Source organism: Lederbergia citrisecunda (genome assembly GCF_018343695.1).
GTDB lineage: Bacteria > Bacillota > Bacilli > Bacillales > Bacillaceae_C > Lederbergia > Lederbergia citrisecunda.
Genome location: NZ_JAGYPJ010000001.1, coordinates 1,746,033 through 1,764,437 on the forward strand (window position 1 = coordinate 1,746,033; position 18,405 = coordinate 1,764,437).

17 protein-coding genes are annotated in these 18,405 nt (G+C 36.9%); all 17 read right to left on the reverse strand.

The genetic code is table 11. The features are described 5' to 3' along the window. Position 1: 1 nt before the first annotated feature. The gene (mtnN, locus tag KHA93_RS08790; protein WP_213110398.1) at positions 2–694 is read right to left on the reverse strand and encodes a 5'-methylthioadenosine/S-adenosylhomocysteine nucleosidase; all 693 of its coding nucleotides are present in this window, start codon (positions 692–694) and stop codon (positions 2–4) included. A gap of 29 nt (positions 695–723) precedes the next feature. After that, a complete protein-coding gene (locus KHA93_RS08795; protein ID WP_213110399.1) occupies positions 724–1,362 on the reverse strand; it encodes a YrrS family protein in 639 nt (212 codons plus the stop codon). A 512-nt stretch (positions 1,363–1,874) separates the two neighbouring features. Continuing rightward, positions 1,875–3,641, reverse strand: coding sequence for a peptidoglycan D,D-transpeptidase FtsI family protein (locus KHA93_RS08800; protein WP_213110400.1), 1,767 nt, complete (start codon positions 3,639–3,641; stop codon positions 1,875–1,877). Between the two features lie 118 nt (positions 3,642–3,759). Beyond that, on the reverse strand, positions 3,760–4,236 hold the full coding sequence (greA, locus tag KHA93_RS08805) for a transcription elongation factor GreA (RefSeq protein ID WP_213110401.1): 477 nt from the start codon (positions 4,234–4,236) through the stop codon (positions 3,760–3,762). Positions 4,237–4,349: 113 nt separating this feature from the next. Next, the gene (gene udk / locus KHA93_RS08810; protein WP_213110402.1) at positions 4,350–4,985 is read right to left on the reverse strand and encodes a uridine kinase; all 636 of its coding nucleotides are present in this window, start codon (positions 4,983–4,985) and stop codon (positions 4,350–4,352) included. A 17-nt stretch (positions 4,986–5,002) separates the two neighbouring features. Next, positions 5,003–5,641: an O-methyltransferase gene (locus KHA93_RS08815; protein ID WP_213110403.1), complete on the reverse strand. Its 639-nt coding sequence runs from the start codon at positions 5,639–5,641 to the stop codon at positions 5,003–5,005. A gap of 19 nt (positions 5,642–5,660) precedes the next feature. Then, positions 5,661–6,767, reverse strand: coding sequence for an endolytic transglycosylase MltG (mltG, locus tag KHA93_RS08820; RefSeq protein WP_213112844.1), 1,107 nt, complete (start codon positions 6,765–6,767; stop codon positions 5,661–5,663). Between the two features lie 499 nt (positions 6,768–7,266). Beyond that, complete coding sequence (locus tag KHA93_RS08825) at positions 7,267–7,554, reverse strand: DUF1292 domain-containing protein (RefSeq protein WP_213110404.1); 288 nt, start codon at positions 7,552–7,554, stop codon at positions 7,267–7,269. 13 nt (positions 7,555–7,567) lie between these two features. Then, positions 7,568–7,984: a Holliday junction resolvase RuvX gene (gene ruvX, locus KHA93_RS08830; protein ID WP_213110405.1), complete on the reverse strand. Its 417-nt coding sequence runs from the start codon at positions 7,982–7,984 to the stop codon at positions 7,568–7,570. A 3-nt stretch (positions 7,985–7,987) separates the two neighbouring features. Continuing rightward, entirely contained in the window at positions 7,988–8,254 is a 267-nt protein-coding gene (locus KHA93_RS08835) for an IreB family regulatory phosphoprotein (protein ID WP_213110406.1), read from the reverse strand. An 86-nt stretch (positions 8,255–8,340) separates the two neighbouring features. Then, complete coding sequence (alaS, locus tag KHA93_RS08840) at positions 8,341–10,974, reverse strand: alanine--tRNA ligase (protein ID WP_213110407.1); 2,634 nt, start codon at positions 10,972–10,974, stop codon at positions 8,341–8,343. A 384-nt stretch (positions 10,975–11,358) separates the two neighbouring features. After that, the gene (locus KHA93_RS08845; protein ID WP_213110408.1) at positions 11,359–12,429 is read right to left on the reverse strand and encodes an AI-2E family transporter; all 1,071 of its coding nucleotides are present in this window, start codon (positions 12,427–12,429) and stop codon (positions 11,359–11,361) included. A 924-nt stretch (positions 12,430–13,353) separates the two neighbouring features. Continuing rightward, positions 13,354–13,542, reverse strand: coding sequence for a YrzR-like zinc ribbon domain (locus KHA93_RS23210; RefSeq protein ID WP_233711093.1), 189 nt, complete (start codon positions 13,540–13,542; stop codon positions 13,354–13,356). Further along, positions 13,514–14,005, reverse strand: coding sequence for a PRC-barrel domain-containing protein (locus tag KHA93_RS08850; RefSeq protein WP_233711094.1), 492 nt, complete (start codon positions 14,003–14,005; stop codon positions 13,514–13,516). Before KHA93_RS08850 ends, KHA93_RS23210 begins: the two co-directional genes overlap by 29 nt. Positions 14,006–14,068: 63 nt before the next feature. Further along, positions 14,069–16,453 carry an SF1B family DNA helicase RecD2 gene (gene recD2, locus KHA93_RS08855; RefSeq protein WP_213110410.1) on the reverse strand — a complete coding sequence of 795 codons (2,385 nt, stop codon included), beginning with the start codon at positions 16,451–16,453 and terminating at the stop codon, positions 14,069–14,071. A gap of 24 nt (positions 16,454–16,477) precedes the next feature. Then, positions 16,478–17,149, reverse strand: a complete 672-nt coding sequence (locus KHA93_RS08860; protein WP_213110411.1) for a tetratricopeptide repeat protein — start codon at positions 17,147–17,149, stop codon at positions 16,478–16,480. A gap of 138 nt (positions 17,150–17,287) precedes the next feature. Next, positions 17,288–18,403: a tRNA 2-thiouridine(34) synthase MnmA gene (gene mnmA, locus KHA93_RS08865; protein ID WP_213110412.1), complete on the reverse strand. Its 1,116-nt coding sequence runs from the start codon at positions 18,401–18,403 to the stop codon at positions 17,288–17,290. Positions 18,404–18,405 lie beyond the last annotated feature (2 nt).

Consider the following 18,405-nt stretch of genomic DNA (forward strand, 5'->3'; position numbering starts at 1 on the left):
TTTATAAAGATCTAACCATTTCTAATACTAAATTAGCAGAATTAACTGCAGCTTTTTCTAAAAACTCATCAAACGATATGTGCGATTCTTGACCTGCAATATCTGATAATGACCGAATAATAACAAACGGAACGTTAAATTGATAAGCAACTTGAGCAATCGCTGCAGCTTCCATTTCAACTGCTTGAAGTTTCGGAAACTTATTACGGACAAATTCAACTCTATCGGGATCATTCATAAATGAATCCCCTGTTGCAATCAATCCTGTTACAGCTTGAATCCCTTCTATTTTTCCAACAGCATTTTTAGCAGTTGTAATGAGAGAAGGATCTGCTATAAAAGCGGACGGCATTTGTGGAACTTGACCATATTCATAATCAAAAATTGTTACATCCACATCATGATGGCGGACTTCAGTAGAAATGACTAAATCACCAATGTTTAGATCTGGATTATATCCTCCTGCAGAACCCGTATTTATGATCAAATTCGGTTTAAACTTTTCCAATAAGATTGCAGTAGACATTGCAGCATTTACTTTCCCAATTCCTGATTTCAATAGAACTACTTGTTTTTCTCCTATTTGCCCTGAAGTAAACTCACAACTTGCCACTTCAATTATTTCTTTATTAGTTATATTGCTACGCAAAAGAGAAACTTCTTCCTCCATTGCGCCAATGATGGCAATTTTCAAGATGATAACCTCATTTCAAGTCTGCTAAATTATCTTCGATCATTTTTAATCAATTTTTTTACTTCAGTTGGCTTCCAGCCTTGACCTTCCACCCACTCAACATAAACTTCATATGTATCTGAGCTTCCTTTTGCTGAAACAGTCAAAATCGACTGATTTACTGGATCTTCTCCGCGTCTGAGCCACCACGTAGTCATATTATCAATTTGTGTATTAATTGCGTAGGCAGCAGCTTTTTCCTTTTCTTTCCAATCCACAGAACTCATATCATACGATGATTGGTGGCCATTCGTTTGCTCTGTTCCAATTGGTTTCCAATCAGGATTTACTATGACTTTTTCTACGTTGGGCTCACTGCTTTCATTTTCAATACTACCTGAATTGTCCGTTTCTTCTTCTGTGCTTGGTTGATTTTCATCTTTTGTTTGTTCTTGAGAATTTCCATTAGTAGCTTGTTCCTGTTGTTTTTGCTCGTGATTCACATCTTTAATTGGTGTTTCTTGAACATCTGACTGTTGTGGCTTCGGCGCACCAAAAAAAATATTCTTACCAACAATAATGATTAAAATAATAACAATAGCAATCAATGTATTTAAAATAATGTTGGTCTTTCTCCGTTTAGACCGCTTTTCTGAACGTGATCCTGTATTGTTAAAATCAATGGACACAAAATCCCCTCCATTTCGATTGACATTATCATAACACGGATGAAGAAAAACGTGAATAAAAAAGCAAAATATAGGGGAACTAATAGTGGATTTCCCACTTTGGTCTTTTTAACCATGGTTAGCAAATAATCGAGTATTAATGTCGAATCACTTTATTATGGGAGTGTCGTTGATTTCTGAAGTATCATTTACTGCATTGAATAACTTTTTCATCGTTTTCTTAGGGATATATGGGGCATTCTAGGGATTGGCGACCTTTATCATCCATTTCTGCAGGATTTAGAGCGCCAATCCGACGAATTGTTACTTTACCAGTGTTTTCTTTAGGATTTAGGGGGACATCTTCGAATGGTATTACTCTATCATTGAGTTCCTCATGATTTTGGGCATCTATTAAATATAAAAAAGTAACCTACTATGCTTCAAATCCTATTACGCTAAACACAATGCTCCGCTTCATGCGATCCTTAAGTGTTGGACCCTTAAAGTAGATAGATAAATAAATTAATTAATTACTCTTGAGTATTGATTCGCATATCATCATCTTCTATGTGGTTTTCATTATAAATCATATTTACTATATCAGCAAAAAGAGGATTGATTCCTCCTTGTTCGCCAGGTACTTCTAAATTTACTACGACAAGCGCATACTGTGGATGTTGGAATGGAAAATATCCAGCAAACCATTTGTTGTGAAGTTGGACTCCCTCTTTCTCTATCCCCGTCTCAGCTGTACCGCTTTTTCCAGCAACTTCATAAGGCAAATGCTGAAAAAAACTCCCCGTTCCTTCATCGTCAGTTACAACGCTTCTGAGCAATGATTGCAGGTTCATAGCTGTTGAGGTCGAAATATGATCTCCCTTCACTTTTTGTTCAGGAAAATGAAAAAGGACCCCTCCATCTGCATACTGAATATCTGTCGCCGCTCGTATTGTTTTCTTTTCCCCTCCTCTTGCGATAGTAGCCATCATATTAGCGATTCCAAGTGGCGAAACTCGCACCTCATGCTGGCCAATACCAGTTTGTCCTATATAATTTTGATCTTTTCTACTTTCATCTGTTGTAAAAATTCTCCCGGTCGCTTGAGTAAACTGCTTAAAATTTTTTAAATAAAATACATCCCCTTCCCACCCGGAAAATCCTGTTAAGCCAAGTTTTTCTGCATATTTTTCCAATAACTTCGGGTTATCCTGCTGCACTCTTACAGCCAATTCAGCGAATGTTTTATTGCAGCTTCTGGAAAAACTTTCTTTAATAGGCAAATTTCCTAATTCTCTTTCTGCTAGTTCTCCTCTAATATTTAGAGAACAGTTAAATTCCTCATTATTCTTGATTAGACCTTCACTAATAGCAGCTGCCGCTACCACGGTTTTAAATACAGAACCCGGAATATGCTGTTCGAACATCATATTTACTGAACCTTCGTCTGAAAAGGGATGATCGCGATTTAATAACGGTCTTGAAGCCGATGCTAAAATATTCCCTGTTTCAATATCTAGAAGCAACGCACCGCCTTTTGCAATTTTATATTTATCCAATAGGTTATCTATTTCATTTTGAAATTTCCTATTAATTGTTGTCTTAACCATCAAAGGATAATAAGGGTTGCTTTGTCCAGTGTATTTGACGTCAATTCCAAATAAAGGAGCTCCTGTCCCGTCTACATGAAAAATAAGCTTTGAAGAGTTTTCAGCCACTAAAAATTCATCAAAGTTTTTCTGCATACCCGATATGCCAATCTTTAAAGAATCCATGTCTTTTTTATCTGGATATCTTTTCCAAAATTCATCCCTATTCTCACCTATTAAACCAATTAGCTGACTTGCTGGAGTGTTTTCGGGTGAATATTTTTTCTGGATAGCATATAAACCAGGAATATTCATTTTGCTTACTTCCTTCGCTTGGACTGATGTGATTTCCTCATAGATTAACGGTTTTTTCGCGTGAATTAACACGCTATCTATCTCTTCCTTTGAGATATTCAAAATATTTGCAAGCTGTTCTCGATTCCATTGAATATCTTTAAGAAATGGAAATAAAACAAGTACGGTTTTTTCATCATAAGATAGAGGTTTACCTTCGTTATCTAAAAAATGACCCCGTCCATCATCGATTAAAACCTCTTGAGTCCTTTGCTTCACACTTTCTTTTAAAAGATTAACATGATGTTTTGAAAAATTTTCAGAATAAAATAGTTGAACTTGCATGAGCCTTGAAAACAAAACTAATATCATGAGTATGATACTTACAGATAGTAGTTTAATCCGTCGTCTCCTCATAAAAACCACCTCAAGACCATTGTTGCCGAATTTTTCATATCGGATAACAACAGGAGGTGGTTTTAGCAACATATAAAAAACACGATTCTCATACAAAAATGGAATCGTGTTCAAAATCTTAATTAATTGAAACTAGACGAACCCTCATTTCGCCACCAGGCGTTTGCACAGTTACTTCTTGACCCACTTTATGGCCTAATAAACTTTTGGCAATTGGCGAATCATTTGAGATTTTCCCTTCAAATGGGTCTGCCTCTGCACTACCTACAATCGTATATGTTTCCTCGTCACCGTCTGGCAACTCAAGGAAAGTGACAGTTTTTCCAAGTGTTACGATATCTGCATTCGCTTCATCGTCTTTTATGATTTTTGCATTTCTTATCATATTTTCGATTGTAGTGATTCGACCTTCTACAAATGCTTGCTCTTCTTTAGCTGAATCGTATTCGGAGTTCTCCGATAAATCACCAAAGCTGCGAGCAATTTTTATTCTCTCAACCACTTCTTTTCTTTTAACTGTTTTTAAATATTCTAATTCCTGTTCAAGTTTTTCTTTTCCAGCTTCCGTCATAGGAAAGACTTTTTCCGTAGCCAAATCCCTTCACTCCTTATCAGATACATTTCTTCAATATTTTGTGTATGTAATACATGATGACGCGCCTCTCTCAGGCGCGTCACAGTACATATAATAGTATCTATGCTATCGTATTACAAAAATGACTTTTGTTCAAGAATAGTTTTAATCTTTGTTGCCAGCAGATCGATAGCGACGTGATTTTGCCCTCCTTCAGGAATAATAATATCAGCATATCTTTTTGTTGGTTCTATAAATTGATTGTGCATTGGACGTACAACATTTAAATATTGAGTGATGACCGAATCAAAAGATCGGCCACGCTCTTCCATATCTCTTATTAAACGGCGGATAATGCGTAGATCAGCATCTGTATCCACGAATATTTTTATATCCATTAAATTGCGCAATCTTTCGTCTTCTAATACAAATATTCCTTCAATTATGATGACATCTTTCGGTTCGACATGAATGGTCTTATTCGATCTAGTATACCGTGTATAATCATAAACAGGCTTTTCGATTGCTTCAATACGTAAAAGTTTTTCAAGATGGTTATATAGTAGGTCATTGTCAAAAGCAAGTGGATGGTCATAATTTGTTTTCAGACGTTCTTCCATAGGAAGATGTCCTTGATCTTTATAATAAAAATCTTGTTCAATGACCAGTATGGAGTGACCTTTAAATGTTTCGTAAATCGAATTGGTCACACTTGTTTTCCCGGAGCCAGAGCCTCCAGCCACTCCAATGATTACTGGTTTTTGGTCCATCTTTCAGACCCCCAACATTATATTTTTTTACTGACGGCTAGGCCATCACCAACTGGAATTATAACAGTAGTAAAATCTTTTTGCTCGTATAACCAATTATTAAATTGCTTAATTTTTGAAGCAACACTCGATAATCTTTTATTTTCAGATGAATTTTCATCCGCTACCAGACCTTTAAACAGTACATTATCTGTGTAAATACAGCCATTATCTGTTAAAAGTTCTTTGTACATTGTAAAAAATTTCCCATATTGTCCTTTGGCAGCGTCAATGAAAATAGCATCAAAAGGTCCGTGTACAGCTACTTGATCATATAGATCCAACGCATTCCCTTGTATGACTGTAACTCGATTTCCCATGTTAGACCTTTTTATATTTTCCTTAGCTAGAGAAATTCTCTCTTCATCCATTTCTAATGTGACAATTTGTGCACATTGAATCGCATCGGCCATTCTGAGGGCAGAGTAACCAATAGCCGTGCCAATTTCCAAAATGCTTTTAGCATTTTGGATTTTCATTATTTGCAACATCGTTTCAATCCCTGTTGGTTCCATAATTGGAACACGATGATCTAATGCGAATTGCTCCAACTCTGTAAAAAATGAGTTTCTCTCTTGTATATATGATTCGAGATACTTTTTGATGGAATCGTTCAAAAAATGAACCCCCTATAGCCTAATCTCTTTTATTCGTAATATATTTTTCCTTCAAAGCATTATGTTCTTGAAGTGTTTTAGAATAATGAACCTCGCCTGTCCCATATTCAGCAAGGAAATATAAATATTCCGTATTAGCAGGATTTAATGCAGCTTCTATGGAAGTTTCACCTGCATTTGCTATTGGCCCCGGTGGAAGTCCCTTATGGATATACGTATTAAAAGGCGAATCCACTTTTAAATCCTCTAAAAGCGTTCTGTCTTTATGTTTTCCTAGTGCGTACAATACAGTTGGATCAGTTTGAAGTGGCATATCAGCCGTCATACGATTATAAAAAACACTTGAAATATTGTGCCTATCAGTTTTTTGAGTTGCTTCCTTTTCTATTAATGAAGCCATTGTAATAAGCTCGTGAACACTCATTTCCTTTTCTTCCATCGTCCCTGAATATTTTACAATCACATTTTTAGTTTGTGTAAGCATTTCACCGACGATAGATTCTAGTGATGGTTTTTCTTCATAAAAAGAATAGGTCGCAGGAAATAAGTATCCTTCTAATGGATGTTTAATATTGTCATTCATAATATCATCCGTCAGAATTTCAGGGTATTTTTTCATAAGTTGCTTAACCATATCACGATCATCTAGCTTTTTTAAGATTTCATCTGATGACATTCCTGTATGTTTGGCAATTATTTTAGCAATTTGATCGAGTTGGAGCCCTTCTGGGACGGTCATTTTAAAAATAGCTTCCCTGACAAGCTTACCAGTTTTCAATGTAGCTGCAATCTCATTAAGCGACATAGATGGAGAAAACTTATAGTTCCCTGCCTGAAACCCTGAAATATTGTTTAATTTAACATAATATTTAAAGATGGTTCCATTTTTAATGATCCCATTTTTCTCTAGAAGCTTTCCAATTGATGTCGTTGAGGATCCGATTGGAATGTCCACTTCAGTAGTTTTATTGCTATTAGGATCAACTGGCTCTAAAGATGATTTAATATAATTGTACCCAAAAAAAGCAACTCCACCAGCGACAAGTAATACAATTAATGTAATAATGGCAACAATTCTTCGTATGATTCTCGCCTCGTTTCGCCTTTCTAACAGGTTATTTCTCATTTTTGTTTTAAAATCAAGTTTGCTAGTGCCACGGCTTTCTTTATCTGCCACTTTGGCAATCCCCCTTTAAACACCGCTAGATAGATGAATCTCCATTTTACCTTGTTCATTATACTACATATTGTATAATTTTTAATCGAAAAATGAAGAATTAATAGAAAAGGCGCCTTTTCTTAATCATCAACGTACAATTTTTAAGGTTTAGGACTTGTGATAAAGAAGTATGACGAAGGTTGGAAAAGGGATAGCGTTTAAACAGAGGGGACAAGCAAATGTTCTCCAACATGGAAAGATACTTATTAATCTCCCAAGTTGGAAATAGTTCGCCTTGATTACCTAGCGCTCTGCATTTAGAGAAGACAAGTCGATATTGAGTAATCATAGGGAAATGAATAGAAGGTTCCTAGGGGTTTTGCTGCTTTCGCTATACATTACAATCTAGAATAAATTTCTTATGAAAATAAAATGCCAATCCATGATTCTGGATTGGCATAAATATTTATTCTTCCTCTTCTTCGTCCAAAAAGGTATTTAGCATTTCTTCAATCATATCCCACTCTTCATCCGTTTCAATCGGTTGTAGACTGCCCTCTTCTCCTTCTTCATTAGGAGAATAGGCAGAAGCGTGGATTTCAATTTCTTCATTTTCGTCTTCTTCTGCACCAATTGGGAAATATAATACATAGGATTTATTAAATTCTTCGGAATCGAATGTAAATAATACTTCGTATAGTTGCTCATTTCCATTTTCATCAATAACTGTAATGTGTTTTTCACCGTTTTCCATCAAATTCACCTCATTATAGTTGACTGTCGAGATAACCTTGCAAAATCATCGCGGCTGCCATCTTATCAATTACTTTTTTCCGTTTTTTTCTACTGACATCGGCTTGTAATAAAATACGCTCTGCAGCCATTGTACTTAGGCGCTCGTCCCAAAGTTTGACAGGAATGTTGAAAAGGGATTCTAACTGATTGGCATAATGTTGTGAAGCCTCTCCTCGTGGTCCAATACTATTATTCATATTTTTAGGTAGACCAACAATTATTTCCTTCACATCATATTCTTTTATTATTTCACCTATTCGTTCGAATCCAAACTTTTTTATCTTTTCATCTATGGCTATTGTTTCAATGGCCTGCGCAGTCCAACCCATTTCATCACTAATAGCCACTCCGACCGTCTTAGATCCAACATCAAGGCCCATAACTCTCATATATTATCCCTCACGATGTTGTTTTAAATACGATTTCACCAATTCTTCGATGATTTCGTCACGTTCCAGCTTTCTCATGATATTCCGTGCGTCATGATGCCTCGGAATATATGCGGGATCTCCTGAAAGCAAATATCCAACAATTTGATTAATTGGATGATAGCCTTTCTCTTGAAGAGCTCCGTATACGTGAAGCAATACTTCTTTGACGTCATGCTCCAATGGATCTTCCTGATAATCAAAACGCATCGTTTTATCAAAAGAGCTCATTTACAACACCTCTCTTATGACATACCATTTACAGATAGGCCTGATTGTTCAATATTATCTTCATTGTACATGATTTCGATTTATAATCAAACGGATTTTATCCACTCAGTGACAAAGCTTAATGCAGAATCTAATTGTTCTGGGTTTTTTCCACCAGCTTGGGCCATATCAGGACGCCCCCCGCCGCCGCCTCCACAACGTTCAGCGACTTCTTTAACTAGTTTTCCAGCGTGATAGCCTTTTTCAATTAAATCCTTAGTTACAGCAGCAATAATATTAACCTTTTCGTTTTGACTTGATCCAAGGACAATAATTCCTGTTCCTATTTTCTGCTTCAAATCATCTGCCATATTACGAAGTGTGTTCATATCAGAAGCATGAACTTTTCTTGCCAAAACTTTTATTCCATTAACTTCTTCGACATATTGGAGCATGTCTCCTGCTTCAATATTAGCGAGTTTGGAGGATAATGATTCATTTTCTCGCTGAAGTTCTTTCATATCAGCAAGAAGAGTTTCTGCACGATGGACTAAATCCTTTGGTTTTGTTTTTAAAATATCAGCTGCTTGGTGAAGTCTCATGATTTCTTCATTCATCAAATGGTACGCACCTTGCCCTGTTACACCTTCAATTCTGCGTGTACCTGCACCTATACCACTTTCTGAAACAATTTTGAATAAACCAATAGATGAACTATTTGGAACATGGCATCCACCACAAAGCTCTAAACTGTAGTCACCAACAGAAACTACGCGTACAATATCGCCATATTTTTCTCCAAACAATGCCATAGCTCCCATTGCTTTTGCCTCTTCAAGATTTTTATTAGAGATAGCTACTGGGATGTTTGCCCAAATTTTTTCGTTTACAATTTGTTCAATTTTTTCAAGTTCTTCTTGTTTTACTTGACCAAAATGTGAAAAATCAAATCGCATCCTTTCTGCACCAACATAAGAACCAGCTTGGTTTACATGGTTGCCAAGGACGTCCTTTAATGCTTGATGAAGTAAATGTGTCGCTGTATGATTTTTTTCTATTTTTCTTCGGTTCACTTCATTAACTTGAGCATGTACAAGCATTCCCTCTTTTAATACTCCAGCTTCGATAACAGCAGATTGAAGATTTTGTCCATTCGGTGCTTTTTGAACATCTGTTACAAGTATTCTTAGTCCTTCAGCAGTAATGTAGCCTTGATCAGCAATTTGTCCACCGCTTTCAGCATAAAAAGGAGTATTCTCTAAAATTAATTCTACTTTTTCTCCTGCCTCGGCAGATTGAACGAGTTCACCATTTTTTATAATCGCTTGAACCTTCGTATCAGTTTGCATGTTTTCGTACCCAATAAAAGTACTACTTACATGTAAATCGCCAAGAATTCCGCCTTGAACATGCATTGATTCAGTATCTTGTCTTGCTGATCTAGCCCTTTCACGTTGTTCCTCCATTGCTTTGTCAAAGCCTTCATAGTCAACTTTCATCTTTTCTTCTTCAGCATATTCTTCTGTCAGTTCAATTGGGAATCCATATGTGTCATAAAGCTTAAATACATCTGACCCACTGATGACATCTTTCCCTTCCTGTTTAGCTTTTTGAATGATAGATGAAAGGATTTCCAATCCGTCATGCAATGTTTCATGGAAACGTTCCTCTTCATTTTTAATTACTTTTTGTACAAAATCGGTTTTTTCTACTACATTTGGGTAATAATCTTTCATAATTTCGCCTACAACAGGCACTAGTTTGTACATAAAAGGTTTATCGATATTAATTTGTTTTGCATATCTTACTGCTCTTCTTAAAAGTCTGCGCAACACATAGCCGCGTCCTTCATTGGAAGGTAATGCGCCATCAGCTATTGCAAAAGCAACTGTTCGTATATGATCGGCAATCACTTTAAAAGCAACATCCGCTTCCGTTTTAGTCCCATAAGATGAGCCTGATATTTTTTCTGTATCACGAATAATAGGCATAAATAAATCTGTATCAAAGTTCGTTGGTACATTTTGGATAACAGACGCCATTCGTTCTAGTCCCATACCTGTATCAATGTTTTTCTTAGGTAGAGGTGTGTATGTGCCGTCAGGGTTGTGGTTAAATTGTGAAAATACAAGATTCCAAATTTCTAAATAACGTTCATTTTCTCCACCAGGATACAATTCTGGATCTTCAGGATCATCTCCAAATTCTGGACCTCTATCATAAAAAATTTCTGTGTTAGGACCACTTGGACCTTCACCTATATCCCAGAAATTCCCCTCTAAACGGATGATTCTTTCCTTTGGAATGCCGATAACATTGTGCCATAAGTCATATGCTTCATCGTCTTCTGGATGAATCGTAACGGATAATTTATCCTCTTCAAACCCAATCCATTTCGGACTCGTTAAAAATTCCCACGCCCATTCAATGGCTTCCTTTTTAAAATAATCTCCGATTGAAAAATTCCCTAACATTTCAAAGAATGTATGGTGTCTTGCAGTTTTTCCAACATTTTCAATGTCATTCGTGCGAATGGATTTTTGTGCATTTACGATTCGTGGATTTTCGGGAATAACTCTTCCATCGAAGTATTTTTTCAATGTTGCTACACCACTATTGATCCACAATAATGTTGGATCATCGTGGGGAACAAGGGAAGCACTCGGTTCTACTTTGTGACCCTTTTCCTTGAAAAAATCTAAATACATTTGTCTAATTTGTGCACCTGATAGCTTCTTCATTATGAATACCTCCTATTTTTAGTTAATCTTAATTCGACGAACGGATTTAAGTGGTTTCGAATCGTCGGTTTTATTGTGGTGAAACAAAACAAAATAAAAAAGCTCCACCCCTTAAACAGGGGCGAAGCTTATTGTACGCGGTACCACCCTGATTCAAAAGCGAATTTCCATTGAGGAATATGCTTTTATCTCAGTACCTTAACGCGGTTAACGGCAGGGATTAGCTACTCTCAGGATTGGCATATGTTATTCTTCATCTAGAATTTCTTGCAGCCTAGGAAATTCCTCTCTTAAGATGGACTATAACAATTAGATCCGTCTTCAATTTACCATTATTTTATTTGTATATTGAGATTATAGAGAAACAAGGATTCTTTGTCAACGTTATGATTGCCTCGTTCTAATCAAATGGTCTCTTGAATGAATAATAGCAATTTTAATAATCGCTAATATAGGGACGGAAACAATCATTCCAATAATTCCAAATGCCTCCCCTCCAATAATAAGGGCGGCAATAATAAATAAAGGATGCATATGTAATGATTTTCCGACAATGTAAGGTGATAATATATTTCCTTCAATAAATTGAAGAACAAATACAATCACACCCGCAATAATCGCCAATTTAACAGAAGACATCAATGCTATTGCCACAACAGGGAAAGCACCAATGAGTGGACCAAAATAAGGGATAACATTTGTAATGGCAATGATGATTCCTAATAAAATTGGATATCGAATTCCGATTATACCAAACGTTATGGCTGCGGCCACCCCAATAATAGCACACACAAGAATTTGGCCCCGAATATAACCACCGAGCGACTCATTGACGGCATCTAAAAATAAGACTCCATTTCGTCGCCACTTCTTCGGTGTCATATACCAACATGCTCTTTTGATGACATCTAAATCCTTTAGCATGTAAAAAGAAAGGAATGGGACAACTAATAAAATGAAAAGAAAATCAAACAAATCCATAATGGCCTTCGATGTTTTTTCAATAAGTTTGTTAAACCATTCCTCCACATCATTAATTCGCTCATCAATTTGCATCTGGATTCCTTCTGGGAAACTTGAGGTCGAGGCTTCAACTTGATGAATCCATTCTCGGTAATGCCCAGTAAATATCGGAAGTTGTTCGGAAAACTCCTTCATCTGTTTGATGACCATGGGAACCCCTAGATATATGGCATATCCAGTACTACCAAAAAAAAGAAGATATATAAGTAAAATGGCAACATATCTTTTCATTCCTAAGCTTTCTAATTTCCCAACAAGCGGATGCAATAAATAAGCGATCAGCCCACTTAATAAAAATGGCAAGAGACCAATCATAGCCGTTGTAAAAATAGGCTTCCAAATGGGCTTTAACAATAAAAAACAATATAGAGTAATAAATATTAATAAAACGATGATTAATCGGTAAATAACTCGGAGATGGTGCTGATTCACAAAGATTCCCCCTCCAAATTAGTTTTCCGATTTTGAGAATTTTTTATCCATTGAAATGCGGTTGACGTGGATACTAATAAACCTTCTAAATTGCAAAAAAATTATTGGACTGGAACGATGAATACATCAATCGTGACCTAGGCTTGGCAGGGAAATAATACTTGGAAGGGCGATGAACACTCTATAGTTACTTTGGAAAGGAAATTAGCGCACATAAGGGAAAGTTGAACGCTTTATCGTGACCCTGGAAGGGAAATTAGCGCATAGAAGGTCACGATGAACACTCCATCGTGACCTTGGAAAGGAAGTTAATGCTCGGAAGGGAACAATGATTGCTTTATCGTTACCTTGAAAGGCAAATAACGCTTTAAGGCATATTGAACGCAATATAGGCACTCAGTTTGTTTAATTATAGCCTCCAAAAACAAAAAGTGGTAGTGGTGTAATCTTGTTAAAGGTCATTACTGTTTTTAGCACTGTTGATTGGAGCGAAAGGTGCGTAGACTCCTGCGGGAATAAGTGACAGGGAAGACCCCACAGATTAGAAAAGCGGAGGCGACTGTTCAGCGGCGTACGAACGGGAGACTTTCCCGCACTGAGATAAAGGAAACACGGCGAGGTACGAGCCGATGTTGACTTATCGTAGGGAGGGAAAGGCTCGTTCGCTAGACGCTAGGAGCAGGAGCTAGACAACACGCATAGCGCCGAGGAGGCTTCCCGTACCGACCGCGGAAAGCGAGTGCCTAGAGCGCAAATCAACAACCCAAGTTAAGAATTGCTTTACTTTCTCGGAGATTTGAACGGATCAACACGCCTTTTGAAACTGAAAAAAGATATAAACACAATAATGAAGCTCCTTCCACCCTTTGCAACTCCAAAAAGAACTAAAGGAACTGCCTTTTACTCGACAGTTCCTTTAGTCAATCAGCTCAGTTTTCGTTCATGTTCGTTAAACAAGTCATCTAACGAACTCAAAGACCCATCTTCCTCAACTTGATGTGTGTGTATTAAACAATTTCCGACCGTAAGTTCAATAAAACAGTTCCAACAATAATATTGATTGATGCCTATTTTACCAAGATCCTTACTTTGGCAATTCGGACACTTCATCATAGGATTTGCCACCTCGCAACTTAGTTACCGACACGATGATGGCATCTTTTCCAATCTTAGGTGGGTGGGGAGTTCTGATCACTCGTTTTCCTTGAGTAATATCAGTAAAGAAACCATCCGTCAGTTCATACCCTATGATTGTGCCCACTTCTTCAAGAAAATATACATCATCCAAAAGTCCAAGTTGGTCTCCGATTTGGGATAATGCATTTTTCTTTATCAGTGCCTTATCATGAAACATTGTATATTCGGTAGCCTCCCCCGTATATTTCGTGAGAAGCTCCTTGTTTTCAAGCAGAATTCCATCTTTACCAAATGAACTGATACTATTGATTGGAATCTTTAGCTTTTTACTTATCAAACCTTTACATAAAAGTAAAAGATGTGATACTTTTCCACTTTCTTGAATTACAATGTCACAAACTTCACCAAGTAAGTTTCCGTTTTTTTCATAAACAGGCATTCCCTTTAAAAGAGAAAATGTCCGCAAAGCATCCCCGCCTTTCCGAACATTTTTATTTTCCTCCTAATCCAAAAAATCATAAGGCGAAACATTTTCCATCCCGATCATTGGATCGATCAGTTTTAAGGTTTCCTCGGTCAAAACTTCCTCTTGTTGATTTTGTAATGGGCTTGATTCAGAAGCCAATTTCTCATATAAGGATGTCTGTCTTATTAAATCATCCTTGCGTTCTACACCTATACGAAAAGCACTTTCTTCTCCACATAAAATGAGAAATTGCTTACTTCTCGTTATGGCAGTATAGAGTAAATTTCTTCTTAGCATTCTGTAATAACTGCGTACGAGAGGAAGAATGACAATTGGAAATTCGCTTCCTTGTGATTTGTGGATGGAACAACAGTATGCATGTGTAATTTGGTTTAAGTCTCCTCTAGTATAGGTTACTTCTGTTCCTTCAAAAGAGACAATCACCATATCTTGATTTTCCGTGTTTTCCTTTGCATAGAAAATCGAGATAATTTCACCCATATCACCATTAAATACATGGTTTTCAGGTTGATTTACGAGCTGTAATACTTTATCCCCTATTCTATATTTCACATCTCCGAAAGATAGCTCTTTTCTTTTCCCATCATTGTTAGGATTAAATATTTCTTGAATTATTTTATTTAAATTATCAATTCCAGCTGGACCACGATACATTGGGGCAAGAACTTGAATGTCTTTTGCCGCATAGCCCTTTTGTTTAGCATTTAAGACGACTTTTTTTATCACTTCACTTATTTGACTAGCCTGACATTGAATAAAGGATCGATCTTTTTGCTGTTTGACGAGATCATGAGGAGTTCTGCCATTTTTTATTTCATGAGCTAATTCAATGATGGAAGATCCTTCCTCTTGTCGATATATATCAGTCAGTTGGACGGTAGGGATCATATTGGATGTAATTAAATCTTTCAACACTTGTCCAGGTCCTACAGATGGAAGTTGATCTTCATCCCCAACCAAAATTACTTGAATCGATTTTGGCAATGCTTTTAATAATTGATGGGCAAGCCATGTATCAACCATTGACATTTCGTCTACAATGATGAGCCTGCCTTCAATTTCTCGAACTTCATCGGAATCAAGTTGTTCTTGACCTGTCATTCCTAGTAATCGATGAATCGTCATAGCAGGTAGTCCCGTGGATTCTGCCATTCTTTTTGCAGCCCTTCCTGTCGGTGCCGTTAAAAGAATAGGGAAGGGTTCTTCTTTTTTATAAGAATAAGGGTCAAGGGATAAGCCGTGTAATTCGGCGTACAACTCTACAATCCCTTTAATGACAGTTGTTTTACCTGTTCCAGGTCCACCAGTTAAAATCATCATCGGGCTCGTTAAAGCAGTTTTAATAGCCTCTTTTTGTGAAGTGGCATATTCAACATGTAATCGCTCCTCTAAACTCCCTAGAGCAAGCAAAAATTCAGATTCAGGAAATTGATCGGTATATTCCTTTTGTTCCATAATCCGCTCAATATTCGTTATGATTCCTTTTTCGGAAAAATATAGGGAAGGCATGTATACACGCTTTTCTTCACCAATAATTTTTCCTTCTTCTTCAAGCTTAATTAATTCTGTCGCTATATCTTGAAATGGAATTTCAATTCTCTGACTTTCTTCCAGCAGCAATTTTACTTTTTCAAGGATTTCTTCACTCTCTAAATAAACATGGCCATTTTTTAAACACTCTTGCTCTAAAACATATAAACAGCCTGCTTTTATTCGATCCGGGTGACTACCTGTGATTCCCAGCTGACTACCTAATTCATCCGCTCTTACAAAACCGATACCTTCCACATCTTCAATCAATCGATATGGATTTTGTTGCATTATTGTGAGCGTTTCGTCTTTGTATACTTGGTAGATTTTCATCGATATTTGCGGACCGAACCCATATTGATTTAAACCGATCATCACTTGCTCAAGACCTTGATGTTCAAGTAAAGTATCGTAAAGCTGCTTTGCCGTTTCAGCTCCTAGTTTGGGGACTTCATCAAGTATGGATGGCCGTTCAAGAATACGAGAAATGGCATTTTCACCAAGTGATTCTACAATTCGTTCAGCTGTTTTTTTTCCAACACCTTTAAATAAATCGCTTGATAAATATGTAACGACCCCTTGCTTCGTCTTCGGCATATCTTTTTTAAAATGCTCAGCATTAAACTGGAGCCCGAATTTCGGATGCTCCTTAAAAAGACCGTAAAAAAGATACGTTTCCTGCTCGTGAAGTTTAGGAAAATACCCTGTGACGATCGCTTCTTTTTCCTGATAATCCAAATTTGTACCGTCTACTCTTATTCGGATGACGGAATAAAAGTTTTGCTCGTTGTGGAAAATCGTCACAAGATGGCGGCCTTTAATATATTTTTCGTTTTCTTGAAATAAATCAAGAGAATCCTGAACTTCCATACTTGATTCCCCCATTTCTAGCGGCTACTGTCCATTTTCTTCTGACAATTGCTCCGCTAGCTTCATACCATTCCCTGCAAGAAGATGATTTGGTTGAATATCCAACGCTTTTTGAAAATAAAATTGCGCTTTATTTACATCATTATGATAGGCAATATGCGCGACCCCAAGATTATAATAAGCGTCTGCATGTTCAGTGTCCGCTTTAATCACAGTTTCCAATTGTTTTATTGCCTCTTCAAAAACACCACTTCGCGCTAATGAAAGCGCATATTGAAATCTAGCTTCTGTATCATCGTTATTTAGTTCTACGCTCCTTTGCAAATAAGGAAGCGATAATTCGTTTCTTCCTAGATTTACAAAGCACATCCCTAGCATATATTGAAGATCATTTGATTCAGGACCAATCGCGAGAGCCTTCTCGAACATCCCTGCAGCTTTATCATAAAGTTCTTTATTAAAAAATAGGTTACCATAGCTGTAATAAGCTGCTGATGCTTTATCGTCAATATCAAGAGCTCTTTTTAAAAATTGTTCAGCACGCTGAAACTCACCTACTGATATTAGCACATTAGCGAAATTCACATAACCAACCGCATCATGCGGATTTTCTTCTATAGCTTCTGTAAACTTTTGAATCGCTTTTTCAACATTTCCTTCTTGTAAAAATTCAATTCCTAATAAATTTTTATCCATTCTATTCACTCCGAAACTTCAATTAATTGGATTATAACATATTATCAATAACGGCTTGGCATAATTTCAACTAGATTTTCATTGAATCTGTTCAACCAATCTCTTTAAAAAACTGCTTATCATAAAGATGATAAGCAGTTAACCAACATAAGTAAGTTTTTGATTATTTTTGTAAATAGTATCGATTGTAGCGCCGCCTAAACATTCTTCCCCATTGTAAAACACGACCGCTTGTCCAGGAGTAACGGCTCGAACAGGTCTGTCAAATAACACATTTACATCCCCATTTTCTTGTATTTGTACTGTCACTGCTTCGTCAGGCTGACGATATCGAAACTTTGCTGTACAAGTAAATTCATTTGGCATTTTTCTATCTGTAACCCAATTTACGTTGACTGCATTGATCGAATCTGAATAGAGAGAAGGATGGTCGAATCCTTGTTCCACATAAAGAACATTCCGCTTTAAATCTTTTCCAACCGCAAACCATGGTTCCCCTGCTCCACCTATTCCTAAGCCATGGCGTTGACCTATCGTATAATACATTAGTCCATCGTGCTCTCCAAGTTTTTTCCCACCAAGAGTCTCCATTGACCCTTTTTGAGCTGGTAAATATCCACCTAGAAATTCCTTGAAATTTCTCTCACCTATGAAACATATTCCCGTACTGTCCTTTTTGGTGGCCGTTGCAAGTCCCGCTTCTTTAGCAATTTCCCTTACTCTCTTTTTATCAATAGAACCAATCGGAAACATTACTTTTTGTAGTTGTTGCTGACCTAATTGATTCAAAAAATACGTTTGATCTTTATTCTCATCTACTCCACGGAGCATTTTTACTTCACCATCACGATGTTCAACCTGTGCATAGTGGCCGGTTGCCAAATAATCGGCACCAAGCTTCATGGCATGCTCAAGAAATGCTTTAAATTTTATTTCTTTATTACACATTACATCCGGATTAGGAGTACGGCCAGCTTTGTATTCATCAAGAAAATACGTAAACACCTTATCCCAATATTGTTTTTCAAAATTAACGGCATAATAAGGTATTCCAATTTGGTTGCACACTTGGATTACGTCATTATAATCCTCTGTAGCTGTACATACACCATTCTCGTCTGTATCATCCCAATTTTTCATAAAAATGCCAATTACATCGTATCCTTGCTCTTTTAACAATAAAGCAGCTACTGATGAATCAACACCGCCAGACATACCGACAACGACACGCGTATCTTTCGGCGCTTTAATCATCT

What these genes read in the sequence shown, in the direction of transcription:
- KHA93_RS08800 (WP_213110400.1), bottom strand. Translation starts at nt 3,641, where the DNA reads ATGAGGAGACGACGGATTAAACTACTATCTGTAAGTATCATACTCATG.
- udk (WP_213110402.1), bottom strand. Translation starts at nt 4,985, where the DNA reads ATGGACCAAAAACCAGTAATCATTGGAGTGGCTGGAGGCTCTGGCTCC.
- mltG (WP_213112844.1), bottom strand. Translation starts at nt 6,767, where the DNA reads ATGAGAAATAACCTGTTAGAAAGGCGAAACGAGGCGAGAATCATACGA.
- KHA93_RS08825 (WP_213110404.1), bottom strand. Translation starts at nt 7,554, where the DNA reads ATGGAAAACGGTGAAAAACACATTACAGTTATTGATGAAAATGGAAAT.
- ruvX (WP_213110405.1), bottom strand. Translation starts at nt 7,984, where the DNA reads ATGAGAGTTATGGGCCTTGATGTTGGATCTAAGACGGTCGGAGTGGCT.
- KHA93_RS08835 (WP_213110406.1), bottom strand. Translation starts at nt 8,254, where the DNA reads ATGAGCTCTTTTGATAAAACGATGCGTTTTGATTATCAGGAAGATCCA.
- alaS (WP_213110407.1), bottom strand. Translation starts at nt 10,974, where the DNA reads ATGAAGAAGCTATCAGGTGCACAAATTAGACAAATGTATTTAGATTTT.
- KHA93_RS23210 (WP_233711093.1), bottom strand. Translation starts at nt 13,542, where the DNA reads ATGATGAAGTGTCCGAATTGCCAAAGTAAGGATCTTGGTAAAATAGGC.
- KHA93_RS08850 (WP_233711094.1), bottom strand. Translation starts at nt 14,005, where the DNA reads ATGCCTGTTTATGAAAAAAACGGAAACTTACTTGGTGAAGTTTGTGAC.
- recD2 (WP_213110410.1), bottom strand. Translation starts at nt 16,453, where the DNA reads ATGGAAGTTCAGGATTCTCTTGATTTATTTCAAGAAAACGAAAAATAT.
- KHA93_RS08860 (WP_213110411.1), bottom strand. Translation starts at nt 17,149, where the DNA reads ATGGATAAAAATTTATTAGGAATTGAATTTTTACAAGAAGGAAATGTT.
- mnmA (WP_213110412.1), bottom strand. Translation starts at nt 18,403, where the DNA reads ATGATTAAAGCGCCGAAAGATACGCGTGTCGTTGTCGGTATGTCTGGC.